Origin of the sequence: Pseudomonas sp. BIGb0381 (genome assembly GCF_024809815.1) — a bacterium.
In the GTDB taxonomy this organism is placed as follows: Bacteria; Pseudomonadota; Gammaproteobacteria; order Pseudomonadales; family Pseudomonadaceae; genus Aquipseudomonas.
The window spans coordinates 712,391-729,658 of the sequence record NZ_JANUEN010000001.1 but is presented as its reverse complement, the minus strand read 5'-3'; the positions used below and the strand labels follow the sequence as shown (position 1 = coordinate 729,658).

General features: G+C 61.4%; 15 protein-coding genes. 10 read left to right on the top strand and 5 right to left on the bottom strand.

Annotated features, from left to right (window positions below; all coding sequences use genetic code 11):
* Positions 1 to 8: 8 nt before the first annotated feature.
* The 5 genes from M2397_RS03560 to M2397_RS03540 all read right to left on the bottom strand — a co-directional run bounded on the left by M2397_RS03560 (position 9) and on the right by M2397_RS03540 (position 4,986).
* On the bottom strand, positions 9 to 1,001 hold the full coding sequence (locus tag M2397_RS03560; RefSeq protein WP_131697226.1) for a TauD/TfdA family dioxygenase: 993 nt from the start codon (positions 999 to 1,001) through the stop codon (positions 9 to 11).
* A 194-nt stretch (positions 1,002 to 1,195) separates the two neighbouring features.
* Positions 1,196 to 2,134, bottom strand: a complete 939-nt coding sequence (locus M2397_RS03555; protein ID WP_237683037.1) for an ABC transporter substrate-binding protein — start codon at positions 2,132 to 2,134, stop codon at positions 1,196 to 1,198.
* A 28-nt stretch (positions 2,135 to 2,162) separates the two neighbouring features.
* Positions 2,163 to 3,203, bottom strand: coding sequence for an iron ABC transporter permease (locus M2397_RS03550; protein ID WP_145335010.1), 1,041 nt, complete (start codon positions 3,201 to 3,203; stop codon positions 2,163 to 2,165).
* Complete coding sequence (locus M2397_RS03545; protein WP_145335012.1) at positions 3,200 to 4,183, bottom strand: iron ABC transporter permease; 984 nt, start codon at positions 4,181 to 4,183, stop codon at positions 3,200 to 3,202. The genes M2397_RS03550 and M2397_RS03545 overlap by 4 nt, the downstream gene beginning before the upstream one ends.
* Complete coding sequence (locus M2397_RS03540) at positions 4,180 to 4,986, bottom strand: ABC transporter ATP-binding protein (RefSeq protein ID WP_145335014.1); 807 nt, start codon at positions 4,984 to 4,986, stop codon at positions 4,180 to 4,182. Before M2397_RS03540 ends, M2397_RS03545 begins: the two co-directional genes overlap by 4 nt.
* A 409-nt stretch (positions 4,987 to 5,395) precedes the next feature.
* Between M2397_RS03540 and M2397_RS03535 the strand changes: the two genes are divergently transcribed.
* The 10 genes from M2397_RS03535 (at position 5,396) to M2397_RS03490 (ending at position 17,265) form a co-directional block, all read left to right on the top strand.
* The gene (locus M2397_RS03535; protein WP_259242451.1) at positions 5,396 to 7,546 is read left to right on the top strand and encodes a TonB-dependent siderophore receptor; all 2,151 of its coding nucleotides are present in this window, start codon (positions 5,396 to 5,398) and stop codon (positions 7,544 to 7,546) included.
* 654 nt (positions 7,547 to 8,200) lie between these two features.
* Positions 8,201 to 8,671 (top strand): YchJ family protein, encoded by a 471-nt coding sequence (locus M2397_RS03530; protein ID WP_145335016.1) that lies wholly within the window; start codon positions 8,201 to 8,203, stop codon positions 8,669 to 8,671.
* Positions 8,672 to 8,694: 23 nt separating this feature from the next.
* Positions 8,695 to 9,177 (top strand): LEA type 2 family protein, encoded by a 483-nt coding sequence (locus M2397_RS03525; protein WP_259242298.1) that lies wholly within the window; start codon positions 8,695 to 8,697, stop codon positions 9,175 to 9,177.
* Positions 9,174 to 9,374 carry an SEC-C metal-binding domain-containing protein gene (locus M2397_RS03520; protein ID WP_003189235.1) on the top strand — a complete coding sequence of 67 codons (201 nt, stop codon included), beginning with the start codon at positions 9,174 to 9,176 and terminating at the stop codon, positions 9,372 to 9,374. Before M2397_RS03525 ends, M2397_RS03520 begins: the two co-directional genes overlap by 4 nt.
* Positions 9,375 to 9,540: 166 nt before the next feature.
* Entirely contained in the window at positions 9,541 to 11,982 is a 2,442-nt protein-coding gene (locus tag M2397_RS03515; protein ID WP_259242297.1) for a penicillin acylase family protein, read from the top strand.
* A gap of 140 nt (positions 11,983 to 12,122) precedes the next feature.
* The gene (locus M2397_RS03510; RefSeq protein WP_259242296.1) at positions 12,123 to 13,127 is read left to right on the top strand and encodes a ligase-associated DNA damage response exonuclease; all 1,005 of its coding nucleotides are present in this window, start codon (positions 12,123 to 12,125) and stop codon (positions 13,125 to 13,127) included.
* Entirely contained in the window at positions 13,124 to 14,758 is a 1,635-nt protein-coding gene (locus M2397_RS03505) for an ATP-dependent DNA ligase (protein ID WP_259242295.1), read from the top strand. The genes M2397_RS03510 and M2397_RS03505 overlap by 4 nt, the downstream gene beginning before the upstream one ends.
* A gap of 234 nt (positions 14,759 to 14,992) precedes the next feature.
* Complete coding sequence (locus M2397_RS03500) at positions 14,993 to 15,772, top strand: transporter substrate-binding domain-containing protein (protein WP_131697235.1); 780 nt, start codon at positions 14,993 to 14,995, stop codon at positions 15,770 to 15,772.
* A 57-nt stretch (positions 15,773 to 15,829) separates the two neighbouring features.
* Complete coding sequence (locus M2397_RS03495; RefSeq protein ID WP_131697236.1) at positions 15,830 to 16,558, top strand: ABC transporter permease; 729 nt, start codon at positions 15,830 to 15,832, stop codon at positions 16,556 to 16,558.
* Entirely contained in the window at positions 16,555 to 17,265 is a 711-nt protein-coding gene (locus tag M2397_RS03490) for an ABC transporter permease (RefSeq protein ID WP_090408453.1), read from the top strand. Before M2397_RS03495 ends, M2397_RS03490 begins: the two co-directional genes overlap by 4 nt.
* The last annotated feature ends 3 nt before the right edge of the window (positions 17,266 to 17,268 follow it).

The window sequence follows — 17,268 nt, the reverse complement described above, 5'->3', positions numbered from 1 at the left end:
ATTCAGCGTCAGACGGCCGAGGCGGGCTCGGCCATGGCCACCACCACCTTGCGTTCCCCCTGAAAGGTGGAGCGACCATGGGCGACCAGCATGTTGTCGAGCATCAGCGCATCGCCCGCCTGCCAGGGGAAGCTGATCTGAGTGCGCTGCAGAACATCGCGCACATGCTCCAGCGCCTCCAGCTCGATGGGCGAGCCATCACCGTAGAAGACGTTACGCGGCACGCCCTCCTCGCCGACGATCGACACCAGGGTTTCGCGTAGCGCTGCCGGGAGGTTGGAGATGTGGAACAGATGCGCTTGGTTGAACCAGACCCACTCCCCGGTGACTGGGTGCTGCGCGACGGCCTGGCAGACCTGGCGCGTACGCAGCTCGCCGTCGTCCTTCCACTCGAAGTCGATGTGGCTGAGCCGACAAAAGCGCTCGACCTCGCTGCGGTCCTCGGTGCTGAACGCCTGCTGCCAGGAGAGATCCAGACCATTGCCGTAGTTGCGCACGTACATCAGGCGCTTGTCGGCAAAACGCTGGCGGATGGCGGGATCGATGCGCTGATAGATCAGGCGACTGTCGGCGATGGGCGTCTCACCGCCGACCGGCGCGGCCTGGATGCAGTGAAACCAGATTTTCATCGGCCAGTTCAACGAGTAGGACTGCTCGTTGTGCAGCGGAATGACCTGGTGAGCGGGGTATTCGGTCGAGGTATAGACGCGGCTGTTGAGCTTGGTGCGTGGCGTGGAGGCGTAGTCGTAGGTCAGCAGCTCGTGACCGAAACTGCGGGTGAAATCCTCGAAGTCGTTGGCGTCACGGAAAGCGAAATCGCGAAAGAGGATGCCACCGGTGGTCTGCAGGTCGCTGTCGGCGGCACGCCGGATCAGCTCTGCGTGATCACGCCAGGAGTCGCCGGGCACTGGGGCGCGCAACACGAAGGGCAGCGGTCCCTCGACACCCGCCTGAACCTCGTCGAGTGAATGGTTTGCACGGTTGAGCAAATCGGTAAGCATCTGCGTTCCTTGGTGCTACTGACGAGACGCACAAAATTATCGCAAAGCCGACTCATTATCAAACAGGAATTAATATTATTTAAACTTGAAATCCCGGGCACTTACTGCTGCACACAAGCCGCGAAGCAGCAGAGCCCGAGGCATTATTTAGCCATCACCTGGGCGGCCGTAGCCGCTTACCCAGGCTGGCTGGCTCACTTTTCCTGCAGGTTGTAATCGCGTTCGCCGATATGCGACAGCAGCAGGTAGGCAGAGCCGATCATGCCCTGCATGGTGTCGGCAAAACGACTGCGGTTGAAATATAGGAACTGATGGTTCTTCACCGCGAACAGGTTCTGCCACTGCGGCGAACGGCGGAAGGCCTCGGTGCCAGCCTCCGAACCGAGCATTTCCTCATAGGTATCGATGATGAAATCACTGTCGAAGTCGCCAATGCGCTCCAGGCTGTAAGGCACGTTCTGACGCGCCTCCTTGAAGGCCGACACGCGCCCGAGGCCGAAGTCGGCGATCACGTCATCCATGCCGGAACGGCCGATCAGTTGGAAACCATCCGGATAGACCTCCAGGGTGGTTACCGTGATACGCCCCGGCTCCTTCACCCGCTTGGCGAATTCGCCGACGATCCATTGGTATTCGTTCAGCAGCTTCTGGTAGCGCTGCTGCTTGCCTACCAGTTCGGCCAGCTCCTTGGCGTAAGTCTTGATGTCGGCCTCGCGCGCCGGCAGCAGCACCACCGGGGCAATGCTGCTGAGGCGCTCTTTCAGGTCCTGGTGATAGGACAGCCCGACGATCAGATCAGGCTTGAGCGCCGCGATGGCCTCGAGATCGGGCGACTGGTGCGAACCGACATAGCGAATGCCGGAAACATCGAAGCGCTGCTGAGCGCCACGGAATAACACGTCCGAGAACAGCTTCTTGCGCCCCGTGGACCCGCAAGGGGTTATGCCCAGCTCGAGCAGTTGGGTGGTCAGGCTGAGGTCATGCAGGGATACCACGCAACGCGGTGCGACCGGCACTTCGACACGGCCGAAACGGTTCTCGAACACACGGGTGTCGGCGGCGACAGCCTGCATCGAACTCAGGCCCAGCAGTACACAGGCTATCAGGGAAAGGGCTTTGAACTTCACCATCATCTTCGACATGTCCTTCAGTGACGACGCGTCAACGGTTGCGTTGCCGCGCCAGCAAAACCAACAGATAAGGTGCACCGATAATCGCCACCACCAGACCGGCCGGCAGTTGCAACGGCGGCAGCAAGGCGCGCCCCAGAGTGTCACCCAACAGAACCAGTACGGCCCCGAACAGGGCCGACAGCGGCAACAACGCGCCATGCCGGTCACCGCACAACTGCCGCGCCAGATGCGGCGCGACCAGGCCAACGAAGGTCATAACGCCGATATTGGCCACCGTTGCTGCGGTCAACGTGACGCTGCACAGCAACAGCAAGAGCATTATCAGCGGTGCATTCAGGCCGCGGCTGAGCGCCACGCTCTCGCCCAGTTGCAGGAGATTGAGCTGGCGATGACAGAACAACAGGGGCATGCCCGCCACCAGCAGCCAGATCAGCAGGCTCTGCACCTGCGGCCAACCACTGCGATGCAGGCTGCCGCCAAGCCACATCAGCGCCGATTCGACCCGATCGATATTGCCGTAGGTGATCAGCAGATCGGCGACGGCACCGAGCATGGCCGTCAGCCCCACGCCAACCAGAATCAGGCGCAGCGGGGCAATGCCACCGCGCCAGGATAGCGCGACGATAAACAGCGCCACCGCCAGACCGCCGAGCAACGCTGCCAGAGGATAGAGCGGCAGCGGCAAGGCCTCCGGCCACTGCACCAGGATCAGCAACATGGTGACGCTGGCGCCCGCCTCCACCCCGACCAATCCCGGGGCAGCCAGTGGGTTGCGCGTCAGTGACTGCATCAACACGCCAGCCAGAGCCATCGCCGCGCCCCCGAGTATCGCCAGCAGGATGCGCGGCAGGCGCAACTCCCACAGCACGTTGGCCGACAGCGCCTTCTCATCGGCGAACAGGCCCTGCCAGAGCTGAGCCATGCCCATCGTGTAGCTACCTACGCCCGCCGCGTACAGCGTCAGGCCCGTCAGCAACAAGAGCAGCACAGACGCCGCCAACACATCGATGGGTCGGCCGACCCAGGGCAACCCGGGGCAACGCCTTGGCGTGGTCAGCCAGCGACTCACTTGAGCTTCCTCAGCACCAGCGCGACGAACACCGGGCCGCCGATCAGCGCGGTGACGATGCCGGTGTTGAGTTCGTAAGGGCTCACCAGGGTGCGCGCCACTACATCGGCCAGCACCAGCAGCAAGCCACCCAGCAGCGGCGTAGCCAGCAGCAGCTGCCGCAGGTCGTGGCCAACCAGCAGTCGCGCCGCATGCGGTACTACCAGCCCGACAAAACCGATGGGGCCAGCCAACGCCACTGCGCAACCGGACAGCAGCACCACGGCCGCCAAACTCAGCAGCCGCATCCGCAACAGGTTGACGCCCATGCTGGAGGCCACCTGCGCGCCCAGCCGATAGGCATTCAACGCCCGCACATTGATCAGGCAAAGCAACATGCCGACGATCAGGTAGGGCCAGAGCCAGCTTGGCAGGTTTGCCCCGCTGATACCCAGCGAGCCGGTCAGCCAGCGGCGCAGGCTGTCCAGGCCCTGCTGATCGAGCAGCAGCAGAATCGCGGTGATAGCGCCGAACAGCGCGGCCATCATCGCCCCGGAAAGCGTCAGGCGTACCGGATTGGGCGTGCGCCCGGCCAGCAGCATGACGCCGATGGCGGCCACCAGAGCGCCGCTGAAGGCAAACAGGGGAATCATGGTCATGTCGTTGCCGGGTAGCACCAGCAAGCCAATGACCACGAACAAGGCCGCACCGCTGTTGATGCCGAGGATGCCCGGGTCTGCCAACGGATTGTCGCCCACGGCCTGCATCACCGTGCCGGCCAGCCCCAGGCAGGCGCCCACAGTCATCGCCACCCACAGGCGCGGCAGGCGCGAACCGCGGATGACGCTGTGATCAGAATTACTCGGGTCATACGCCAGCAGCGCCTGCCAGACATCGCTCCAGGGGATCGACTTGGCCCCCACTGCCAGGTGCAGCGTCGACGCCAGGCCGATGCCGATCAAGATCGATAACCAGATCGGCCAGCGCCACCCACCCGTCATCGGGCTACCTGGCTGTCGAGCGCGCGCAGGCGAGCAGGCGAAGCCGGCACGCACAGAGGATCACCGGAATGCGGATCGATGAGAATGTGCGCATCCAGATCGAACACAGCCTTGAGGTTGGCCGGAGTGAAGACCTCGGCAGGCGTGCCCTGGGCGTGCACCTTGCCCTGGCGCAACATCACCAGTTGATCGGCATAGCGCGCGGCCTGGTTGAGGTCATGCAGAACCGCGACGACAGTGCGCCCTTGGTCACATAGCTCGGCGAGCAGTTCGAGCAAGGCGATCTGATGAGCGATGTCGAGAAAGGTGGTGGGTTCGTCGAGCAGGATGACCGGGGTCTCCTGCGCCAGAGTCATGGCAATCCAGCAGCGCTGTAACTGCCCCCCGGACAGGCTGGTCAGGGTGCGGTCCAGCAGCATGCCGACGTCGGCCAGTGCCACGGCGCGGTCGATCGCCTGCTGGTCGGCGTCACTCCACTGCTGCCACCAGCTTTGCCAGGGGTAGCGCCCCTGCATGACCAGCTCGCGCACGGTTATCCCGGCAGGCGAAGCGGTGCGTTGCGGCAACAGCGCTATTTGCCTGGCCAGATCACGTCGCGAGAGCTGAACGTGGGGCTTACCCTGCAGCAGTACGTCGCCGCTGGCTGGTCGTAGCATGCGCGCCAGCACGTTCAGCAAGGTGGTCTTGCCACAACCATTGGCACCGATCAATGCGGTAAAGCAGCCCTCGGGAATGGTCAGACTGATGTCATTCAGCACCTTCAATCCGTCGAATTGAAGCTGAAGCCCCATTGCTTTCAACATGCATACACACTCGAATTCGAACCACTGCGCCAGCGCCCGCCTGGCTCAGAGCCCGCGCAGCTTGCCAGGCATGCGGGTTCACCGCGAATCTCATCCAGCTCAGGGCGGGCATTGCCTATCAGGCAGCGTCCAGGCCTTGAATATTTATACGTAGTAGCTTGCAGTAATATCTTAGTGATGACAATAAATTGTGAGCTAGTACAAATCTTTCTCATTTAGATGTAGAGTTCGCGCGCTACAGCTGACTGCCACGGCGCACTGGCGTGAAGGATCACAGAATGTCCTCCGCATTGCGCACACATACAAGAAGACCAGAGGATGTTCCTTCGCCATGCGCCAGGTTACGCACCTAAGCCCCGAACGTTTCGCCCGACGCCCAGCCTTCAGCCTTACCGCACTCACACTGGCCATGGCCAGCCTGGGCTCGGGCAGCCTGCATGCCGCTGAGACTAACCAGGCACCCACGGCTGCGTCCGTGGAGATTGATGCCATCAACGTTACCGGGCAAAGCGTTGAACAGCCCACCGAGCATGTGGTCGGCTATGTAGCCAAACGCAACATGAGCGCTTCCAAGACCGATACGCCGATCACCGAGACGCCGCAGTCGCTGTCTGTGGTGACGAGCGACGAGATCCGCGACCGCCAGGCGGAAACGTTGGCCCAGGTGTTGAGCTACACGCCAGGGTTCACCGCCAGTGCGACCTCTTTCAACCGCACTGCGGACCGCTTCCGCATCCGCGGCTTCTCGGTCGAATCCGCCACCGGCGGCTCGCTGCGAGACGGCCTGCGCCTGCAGAACAACTCCTACGACGGCATTCAGGAACCTTATGGCCTGGAGCGCGTCGAGGTCATCCGTGGCGCTGCCTCGGTGCTCTACGGCCAGCTCTCGCCCGGCGGCATGGTAAATGGCGTCAGCAAGCGCCCAACCGAAACGCCGCTTCATGAGCTGCAACTGCAGGCAGGCTCCAATGACCGCAAGCAGCTCGCCGCCGATTTCAGCGGTGCTCTGCCCGGTAGCGACACCCTGAGCTATCGCCTGACCCTGCTCAGCCGCAACAGCGACACCCAGCAGGATCATCTCAACGACGACAAGATCTACATCGCCCCGGCGCTGACCTGGCGCCCTGACGAAGACACATCGCTGACCCTGCTGTCCTTCTACCAGAAAACCGATACGCGTTTCCCCGCGCCCCTGCCCTATCAGTTGGTCAAAGGTGTGGGTGACGGCGCCTTCAAGATCGGCCGCCACGACTTTATCGGCGAGCCGGGCTACGACGACATGAATGGCGAGATGTCGGCCCTGGGGTACGAATTCACCCACCACTTCAACGAGCACTTCACGCTTAATCACAAGCTGCGTTACTCCGAGTCAGACGTGAAGTGGAAATACCTGCAGGTCAGAACCGGTAATCCGGCAGTCACTGCCGCGGTGATCAATCAGGCCGCCACGACCGGCATTCTGCAAAGGCAATACAGTGATCGCCGTGAGCGTGCTCGAACCCTGGGCAGCGATACCAATATCGAATCGAAATGGCAGCTCGGCAGCGTCGAGCACACCGTTCTGGTCGGTTTCGACGGCTATGACACTTCCTACGACTCCCATAACTTCCGAGGCACAGACCCCAGCCTGAACCTGGACCTGAGTCGCTACAACTATGGTCAGCCCGTAGTGGTCAACAGAAGCCCCGCCCTGGACCGTGGCTCGCAGCTGGATATGCTGCAAAAAGGTGCCTATTTCCAGGATCAGATCAAGTTCGGCGATAAGTGGGTCCTGCAGGTAGGTGGCCGCCACGACTGGGCTGACCAGCAGCAGACGGCGCATCGCAATGGCGCCAAGGCCAGCCAAAGCGACGAAGCCACCACTTGGCGTGCGGGCCTGGTCTACCTGGCGGACAACGGCCTGGCGCCCTATATCAGCTATAGCGAGTCGTTCTTCCCGGTTTCCGTTGCAGAAGTCACCGGCCAGACCTTCACCCCCACCGAGGGTAAACAGTACGAAGTAGGCGTGCGCTATCAGCCCAAGGACAGCAATATGCTGCTCAGCGCAGCAGTCTATGAGCTGACCCAGACCAACGTGCTCAAGCAGGATCCAGCTACCGACGAGTACCGCCAAACCGGCGAGGTACGTTCCCGCGGTCTGGAGCTGGAAGCCAAGGCGGATGTCACCCCGGCACTCAGCGTGATCGCCACCTACGCCTATACCGATGCACGCACCACCAAGAGCGCTATCGCCGCCGAAGTGGGTCAACGTACCGACGAAACGCCCTACCACCAGGCAGCCCTGTGGACCCGCTACGACTTCGTCAACTGGGGCATCCCGCAGCTGAGCGTGGGCGCCGGCGCTCGCTACATGGGTACAATACAGGCCTCGGGCATGGATTCCGCCATGCCAGCCTATACCCTGTTCGACGCCATGGCGCGCTACCAGATCGACGAACACTGGGACGTGACCGTCAACGCCAGCAACCTGACCGACAAGCGCTACGCGGAGTGCAGTTTCTCCACCTGTCACTACGGTGACGAGCGCACCCTGCTGACCTCGGTGAACTTCAACTGGTGATCTACCGCTCCGCGCGCCGAGCAAGCACCTTGCTGCGGCGCGCGGCCTTACCTGCCTAACGGACAGAGGCAGCGGGCGGAACAAGGATCGACAGGCATAGCGGCTCCCCGATTCCCAAACTGAGAGCGGTGCTGGTTTCGAAGTTTGGAAAGCGATAAAAACGCAAAACCGCCAATCATCCCGGCCATGTTATGGCTGGAGTGATTGGCGGTTAGCTATTTCAGGACTTCGAGCAGAAACATGGTTCTGCTGAATCGACAGGCTACAGACCTTAGTGAGTGCCTGCAGTGACGAACTGGAGCGAGACTCGCATCTGGCATTCAACCCATTGAAATCCAAGGTATTTATTTTATTGTCGAAGCAGGAAAGGGGGCCCCCACCACTGCTTAAGGCAAAGAGGCGCCTACAAAACCCGGGGCGATTCAAACATCGGTTATGCGCTCATACTTGTTTGCGCGTATAGCATGACCTCATAGACTAACCTTCACCTATGACGAACGCTTGATGAGAGGCTTGCCGTAGACCTGCAATGAGGCAGATGGCGGTCGCTAATTTGCAACACGCGCTTGGGGTAAGCGAAACAAGTTAATTTAGGTCAGCGACTGATTTATGAAAAATAAAACACATATAACTGTTAGCAGAGTACCTGATCAAATGAGTACATCCATTTGCCCCTGCGGCAGTGGCAACCTGCTGGATGCCTGCTGCGGCCATTATCACGCCGGGCACCCGGCCCCCTGCGCCAGCGCCCTGATGCGTTCACGCTACAGCGCCTATGTGCTGGGCCTGGTGGACTACCTGGTCGCCACCACTTTGCCCGCGCAACAGGCTGGCCTGGACCGAGAAGCCATCGGCGCCTGGAGCGCCCAGAGCACCTGGCTCGGCCTGGAGGTTGAAAGTTCCGAGGTGTTCGGCGGCCAGCCGGAACACGCCTTCGTGACCTTTACCGCACGCTGGCATGACAGCACCGGTGAACATAGCCACCGCGAGCAGTCTTCTTTCGTACAGAATGATGGGCGTTGGTACTTCATCGACCCCACGGTGGAAGTCAAAGCCGGACGCAACGATGCGTGCCTGTGCGGCAGTGGGCAGAAATTCAAGAAGTGTTGTTCCAGCTACCTCTAATTCCCTACCACAGGACCAACGCCATGCTTCGGATCTACAGCTTGATGCTGGCGTTAATCTTTGGCCTGACCGGTTGCGTCTCCTGGTTCGAAGACAATTCGCCCCCACCCCACGTCTCCCTGGTGAAAGTCGAAGTGGTGCGGGCCAAGCTGCTGGAGCAGAAATTCAAGCTGTACTTTCGCGTGGATAACCGCAACGACTCGGACCTGACCGTGCGTGGGCTGATCTACAAGGTCACCCTGGATGATTTTGTGCTCACCGAAGGCGAGTCCAATGAATGGCTGACTGTACCGCCCAAGGGCCATGCATTTTTCAAGGTGTCGGTGCGCACCAACCTCTGGCCGCAGATCCGCGATGTGGTGCAGATGCTGAAAAAACCCGACAAGCCTGTGCCGTATCGTCTGGAGGGGGAACTGAAAACCGGATTATTCATCGGTTATGACGTGCAGGTGAACCACAATGGCGAGATAATCCCCGGCGATTTTATCCCGGAGCGACATCGATGACTCAGCAACCCCATGTCCATGGTCCTGACTGCAACCACGATCACGATCACCATGATCACGACCACGGCCATGTCCACGGCCCGAACTGCGGCCACGCTCACCAGGAGCCGGTGCGCAATGCGTTGAAGGACGTTGGCCGCAACGACCCTTGCCCGTGCGGCAGTGAGAAGAAATTCAAGAAGTGCCACGGCGCGTAAGTTGCGCTGAAGGCCAAGGTGGGAGGGCACAAGCCCCCTCCCACACCGATCTGCGCCAGGCTTAAGTTTAAGTACTCATGTGTTTACACAACTCCTGCTTGCGTCGTTTCACCGCGCTCACTAACGTAGCGCCTTTACTGACGCTACCCCCCGCAGGAGCTTTGCCATGGCCTCGCCAGCCCTCTCACATTTTCTTCCCCGGTTCGGCGTTGCCGCGGCAGTAGCCAGTGCATTAAGCCTGGCCGGTTGCCAGCTCCAGAGCACCCAGGACACCCTGCCCCCCGTTGCCGGCGTACAGCCGATCAAGGGCCTCGCACAGAATGTTTCGATACGCCGCAACGCCCAGGGCATGCCGCTGATCGAAAGCAACACCTTCCACGACGCGCTGTTCAGCCTCGGTTATGTACACGCCAGTGACCGCATCACCCAGATGGTCACCCTGCGCCTGCTGGCCCAGGGCCGCCTGGCGGAGATGTCCGGGCCTGAGGTGCTGGATGTGGACCGTTTCATGCGTGCGGTCAATCTGAAAAAAAGCGCCGGCGAGCTGTATAACGCCTCGTCGCCGCGCCTCAAGCGCTTCTTCGAAGTGTATGCCCGTGGCGTCAACGCCTACCTGTTCCGCTACCGCGACAAGCTGCCGCCGGACCTGGCCCAGACCGGCTACAAGCCGGAATACTGGAAGCCGGAAGATTCGGCGCTGCTGTTCTGCCTGTTGAATTTCAGCGAGTCGGCCAACCTGCAGGAAGAACTTGCGTCCCTGGTGCTGGCGCAAAAAGTCGGCGCGGACAAACTCGCCTGGCTGACGCCGAGCGCGCCGGATGAGCCGATCCCTCTGGCCGAGGCCGAGAAACTCAAGGGCGTGAACCTCAGCCAGATCACCGGCCTGGCCGGGCTGGACACCGTCAGCCAGCAATTGAGCAGCCTCAACTCGCTGGGCGTTACCACGTCGAGTAACTGGGCCATCGGCCCGCAACGCAGCCGCAGCGGCAAAAGCCTGCTGGCAGGCGACCTCGCCGCCCAGCCGCAGGCGCCGTCACCGTGGAACTACGTGCAGATTCGCGCACCGAAATACCAGGCCGTCGGCGCCTCGATTGCCGGCCTGCCGACCCTGTTGTCCGGTTTCAACGGCAACGTGGCGTGGAGCATGAGCACGGTCAAGGGCGATACCCAGGACCTGTTCCTGGAAAAGGTCAAACGCCAGGGCAGCGCGTTGTACTACGAGAACAACGGAAAATGGCTGCCGGCAGCGGTGCGTAACGAAACCTTCTTCGTCAAGGGCCAACGCTCGATTCGCGAAGTGGTATACGAAACCCGCCACGGTGCCCTGCTCAACAGCAGCCAGGCCCTGACCAGCGGCTTGGGCCTGGCCCTGCAAACCGCCGACTTCAAGGATGACAAGAGCCTCGACGCGTTCTTCGACCTCTCCCGCGCGCAAAACGCCGGCAAGGCCTCGGACGCAACCCGGAACATTCGCGCCATTGCCTTGAACATGATCTTCGCCGACGCCAGCAGCATTGGCTGGCAGGTCACCGGCCGCTTCCCCAACCGGCGCGAAGGCGAAGGCCTGCTGCCCTCGCCGGGCTGGGATACGCGCTTTGACTGGGACGGTTACGCCGACGCGATGCTGCACCCCTATGACCAGGACCCGGCTCAAGGCTGGATCGGCACCGCCAACCAGCGCACCGCGCCGCGTGGCTACGGCATGCAGTTGTCCAACTCCTGGGATGCACCGGAGCGCAGCGAGCGCCTGGCGCAACTGGCCAATGCCGGCAAGCACGACAGCCGCAGCATGATCGCCATGCAGTACGACCAGACCACCACTTTCGCCGCAAAGCTCAAGACCATGTTCCAGGCACCGGGCATGGCCCAACCGCTGAAACAGGCGATTGATGCGCTGCCAGCCGCCGAGCAGGCCAAGGCACGGGAAGCGCTGACGCGCCTGATGGCGTTCGATGGGCGCCTGGTGTCCACCTCCGCAGACGCCGCGCTCTACGAGCTGTTCCTGCAGGAAAGCACCCGGCAGATCTTCCTTGACGAGCTGGGCCCGGAAAACAGCGCCAGCTGGAAAGCTTTTGTCAGCAACGCCAACCTGTCCTATGCCGCCCAGGCCGACCACCTGCTGGGCCGCGAAGACAGCCCGTTCTGGGACGACGTGCGCACCGCGCAAAAAGAAGACAAACCCGCCATCCTCGCCCGCAGCCTGGCCGCCGCGATCAGCGCCGGCGACAGCCAACTGGGCGCTGACCACAAGGCCTGGCAGTGGGGCAAGCTGCACAGCACCACCTGGAAAAACACCAGCGGCCAAGTGATTCGCGGCCCACTGGCGTCCGGTGGCGACCACAACACCTTGAACCCGGCGCCGTACAACTGGGGCCAGGACTTCAACACCACCCAGGTGCCGGCGCTGCGCATGATCGTCGACTTCGGCCAGCTAGAACCGATGATGGGCCAAGGTGGTATCGGCCAATCCGGCAACCCGGCGAGCCCGAACTACGCCAATGGCATCGACCCATCGCTCAAGGCGCAATACCTGAGCTTCCCGATGCAGCCGCAGAACTTCGAGAAGGTGTATGGCAAGGCCAGGTTGACCCTGACCCCAGGCAAGTGACCTGACTTCCACCTGACGAAACCGGATCCAAATGTGGGAGGGGGCAAGCCCCCTCCCACATTTGGCCCACATGCATTCAGATAGAACTTCTGCGCTCGCTCCCGCCTCATACCTGATAAGCCCATCGCCCCGGTCAGCCCATGGATCTTGTCATCGCCCGGCCCGAAGGCCTCTACTGCCCCGCCGGAGATTTCTACATCGATCCCTGGCGCCCGGTGGAACGCTCTGTCATCACCCACGCCCACGGCGACCACGCTCGCAGCGGCAACCAGCACTACCTGGCCGCCGCCCCCGGCGAAGGCATCCTGCGCTCGCGCCTGGGCCAGGACATCAACCTGCAAACCCTGGCCTATGGCGAACAACTCGTGCACCTCGGCGTGACCCTGAGTTTTCACCCAGCCGGGCATGTACTCGGCTCGGCCCAGGTGCGCCTGGAATACCAGGGCGAAGTCTGGGTGGCTTCAGGCGACTACAAAGTGGAACCCGATGGCACCTGCGCGCCTTTCGAACCGGTGCGTTGCCACACCTTTATCACCGAATCCACCTTCGGCCTGCCGATCTACCGCTGGCAGCCCCAGGCGCAGATCTTTGCCGGGATCAACGACTGGTGGCAGGCCAATATCGCCGCCGGCAAAGCCAGCGTGTTGTTCTGTTATTCCTTCGGCAAAGCCCAGCGCATCCTGCATGGCATTGATGCCAGCATCGGCCCGATCCTCAGCCACGGTGCAGTCGAGCCCTTGAACCGGGTGTACCGCGAAGCCGGAATCTACATCCCCGAAACCCTCTACGCCGGAGATTTCAAAAAGACCGACCCGTTGCTGCGCCAGGCCCTGATCATCGCACCGCCGTCCGCTGGCGGTAGCAGTTGGATCAAGCGCTTTGGCGACTACAGCGATGCCTTCGCCAGCGGCTGGATGCGCCTGCGCGGTACCCGGCGGCGGCGCGGGGTGGACCGGGGGTTCGTGCTGTCGGATCACGCCGACTGGCCCGGGCTGCTGTGGGCCATCGAACAAACCGGCGCCGAACGGGTGATGGTCACCCACGGCTCTGTCGGCGTATTGGTACGCCACCTGCGGGAAAAAGGCCTGGATGCCCAGGGCTTCACCACTGAATACGGCGATGACGAAGAAGAGGCCACGGCATGAAAGCCTTCGCCGAGCTGTACGCCAATCTCGACGCCACCACCTCCAGCAATGCCAAGCTCGCAGCCCTGCAAACCTACTTCCTGCAAGCGCCGCCGGAAGACGCCGCATGGGCCGTGTATTTCCTGTCTGGCGGGCGCCCCCGGCAATTGGTGCCCACGCGCCTGCTGCGGGACATGGCCACCGAAGCGTCCGGCATCGAACCGTGGCTGTTCGAAGAAAGCTACCAGTCTGTAGGCGACCTGGCCGAGACGATTTCCCTGCTCCTGCCGGAATCCACCTACACCTCCGAGGACGGCCTGGCCGTATGGCTGGAAGAAAAACTCCTGCCGCTGCGTGGCCTGTCGCCCCTGGACCTGGCCGAACGGTTGCCGGCGTTATGGGCGCAACTGGACCAGCCAAGCCTGATGGTGTGCATCAAGTTGATCACCGGCAGCTTTCGCGTCGGCGTGTCTAAATTGCTGGTCACCCGCGCGCTCGCAGCCATGGCCGACCTCGACAGCAAGCGCGTGGCACAGCGGCTGGTGGGCTACACCGATTTGTCCAACCGACCGACAGCCGAAGGCTACCTCAAGCTGATCGCCGCCGAATCATCCGACGAACATGCACAACGGGGCGGACAGCCCTATCCGTTTTTTCTCGCCCATGGGCTGGCGCAACCGGTGGAGCAATTCGACGCCTTGCTCGGCTACCCCGCCGACTGGCAGGTGGAATGGAAATGGGACGGCATTCGCGCGCAACTGGTCAAGCGTGAAGGCCGGCTGTGGATCTGGTCGCGGGGCGAAGAGCTGGTGACCGAGCGCTTCCCCGAACTGCACAGCCTGGTCAGTGGGCTGCCCGATGGCACGGTGATCGATGGCGAGATCGTGGTCTGGAAGGACGCGGTGCAGCCCTTTGCCCTGCTGCAACAACGCATTGGCCGCAAGACCCTGAGCAAAAAGGTGCTCGACGATGCACCGGTCGCCGTCCTGGCCTATGACCTGCTGGAACATCAGGGCGACGACTGGCGCAACCACACCCAGGCTGAACGCCGTGCCCAACTGGAACAGGTGATTGCCCAGTGCAACCAACCTGTGCTGATGCCCTCGCCACTGCTGACGGGCGCCACATGGCAGGACCTGGCACAACAACGCGAAGCCTCCCGCAGCCTCGGCGTGGAGGGCATGATGCTCAAGGCACGCGACGGCCTGTACGGCGTGGGCCGCACCAAAGACATGGGCCTGTGGTGGAAGTGGAAAGTCGACCCCTTCAGTGTCGATGCGGTGTTGATCTATGCCCAACGCGGCCATGGCCGACGCGCCAGCCTCTACAGCGATTACACCTTTGCCGTGTGGGATGGCCCGCCCGGCAGCGAGCGGACCCTTGTGCCCTTCGCCAAGGCCTATTCGGGGCTGACCGACGAAGAGATGCGCAAGGTCGACGCCATCGTGCGCAAGACCACCGTGGAGAAGTTCGGCCCGGTCAGCAGCGTGACGCCAAGCATGGTGTTCGAGTTGGGGTTTGAAGGCATTGCCCTGTCCAAGCGGCATAAGAGCGGGATTGCAGTGCGCTTCCCGCGGATGTTGCGTTGGCGGCAGGACAAGACGATAGAGGAGGCCGACAGCCTGGCCACCCTGCAAGATCTTCTGGCCTGACATAAATTCACCACCCCTCCCACATTTGAATGTCCTTATGACCTGAAATGGTGCGATCAATTTTCAACGCCCATTTTCGGGCATCTCCTACACTCATGACTCCCTTGTCCCACCTTTTAAAACGCTCATTCGGAACTATGGTGCAGAAATTGCTACTCGTGATCCGTCTGACACCGTTCAGTAACAGTCCTAAACGCGCCACAAGCGCTTATCTTGGTTTCCAGGGATTACATAATGAAAAAAGCATTGCTGACCCTTTCTGCACTGGCTCTGTGCATGGCCGCCGGTACCGCGCTGGCCAAGGAATACAAGGAACTGCGTTTTGGTGTCGATCCGTCCTACGCTCCGTTCGAATCCAAGGCAGCCGACGGCAGCCTGGTGGGCTTCGATATCGACCTGGGCAATGCGATCTGCGCCGAACTGAAAGTGAAGTGCAAGTGGGTCGAAAGTGACTTCGACGGGATGATTCCAGGCCTCAAAGCCAACAAGTTCGACGGTGTGATTTCGTCCATGACCGTGACCCCGGTGCGTGAGAAGGCCATCGACTTCTCCAGCGAACTGTTCTCCGGCCCGACTTCGCTGGTGTTCAAGAAAGGCGCGGGTTACTCGACGCCAGAGTCCCTCAAGGGCAAATCCGTGGGCTACGAGCAAGGCACCATCCAGGAAGCCTACGCCAAGGCCGTGTTGGATAAAGCCGGTGTAACCACCAAGGCCTACGCCAACCAGGACCAGGTTTATGCCGACCTGACTTCCGGTCGTCTCGACGCTTCGGTGCAGGACATGCTGCAAGCCGAACTGGGCTTCTTGAAGTCCCCGGCCGGTGTCGGCTACGAAGTCAGCGCCGCCATCGATGACCCGTTGCTGCCATCGAAAACCGCCATCGGTATCAAAAAAGGTAACACTGAACTGAAGGCCCTTTTGGATAAAGGTATCAAAGCGTTACACGATGATGGCACCTACGCCACCATCCAGAAGAAACACTTCGGCGATCTGAACCTGTACAGCGGCAAATAATGCCTGGGGCGCCCCTTCTCTCAAGGGGCGCTTTTTTATCGCCATAGGTCCTGATTTATGTTCGAAGAACTGTTGCAAACCCTCGGGCTGAGCGCACTCAGCTTGAAGGGTTTCGGCCCGTTGTTGCTGCAAGGCACCTGGATGACCATCAAGTTGTCGGTGCTGTCCCTGGCCGTCAGCGTATTGCTGGGCCTGCTCGGCGCCAGCGCCAAGCTTTCCAGCCTGCCCTTCCTGCGCATCCCCGCCCAGCTCTACACCACACTGATTCGCGGTGTACCGGACCTGGTGCTGATGCTGCTGATTTTCTACAGCCTGCAAACCTGGCTCACCAGCCTGACCGACTTCATGGAATGGGAATATATCGAGATCGACCCATTCAGCGCCGGGGTGATCACCCTGGGCTTTATCTACGGTGCTTATTTCACCGAGACGTTTCGCGGCGCGATCCTCGCCGTCCCCCGTGGCCAGCTGGAAGCCGCCACGGCCTATGGCCTCAAGCGCGGGCAACGCTTCCGCTTCGTGACCTTCCCGCAGATGATGCGCTTTGCCCTGCCGGGTATCGGCAACAACTGGATGGTGATGCTCAAGGCCACGGCCCTGGTGTCGATCATCGGCCTGGCGGACGTGGTCAAGGCCGCCCAGGATGCCGGCAAAAGCACCTACCAGCTGTTCTACTTCCTGGTGCTCGCCGCACTGATCTACCTGTTGATCACCAGCGCGTCCAACTTCGTCCTGCGTCGTCTTGAACGTCGCTACTCCGCAGGCTCACGGGAGGCGGTGCGATGATCGAACTCTTGCAGGAATACTGGCGCCCCTTCCTTTATAGCGACGGCCAGCACATCACTGGCCTGGCGATGACCATGTGGTTGCTCAGCGCCGCCCTGGTCATCGGCTTTGTGGTGTCGATCCCGCTGTCCATCGCCCGTGTATCGCGCAACCCGCTGGTACGCTGGCCGGTGCAGTTCTACACCTACCTGTTCCGTGGCACGCCGCTCTATATCCAGTTGCTGATCTGCTACACCGGCATCTACAGCATTGCCGCCGTGCGTGAACAACCGGTGCTGGATGCGTTCTTTCGCGATGCGATGAACTGCACGATCCTGGCCTTCGCGCTCAACACCTGCGCCTACACCACCGAGATTTTCGCCGGTTCCATCCGCAGCATGGCCCACGGCGAAGTCGAGGCCGCCAAGGCCTATGGCTTGAGCGGCTGGAAGCTGTACGCCTACGTGATCATGCCGTCGGCGTTGCGCCGCTCGTTGCCCTACTACAGCAACGAAGTGATCTTGATGCTGCACTCGACCACGGTAGCGTTTACCGCGACGATTCCAGACATCCTCAAGGTGGCGCGGGACGCCAACTCGGCCACGTTCATGACGTTCCAATCATTCGGCATCGCCGCGCTGATCTACCTGACCGTGACCTTTGCCCTGGTCGGTTTGTTTCGTCTGGCGGAGCGCCGCTGGCTGGCGTTTCTCGGGCCAAGCCATTAAGGA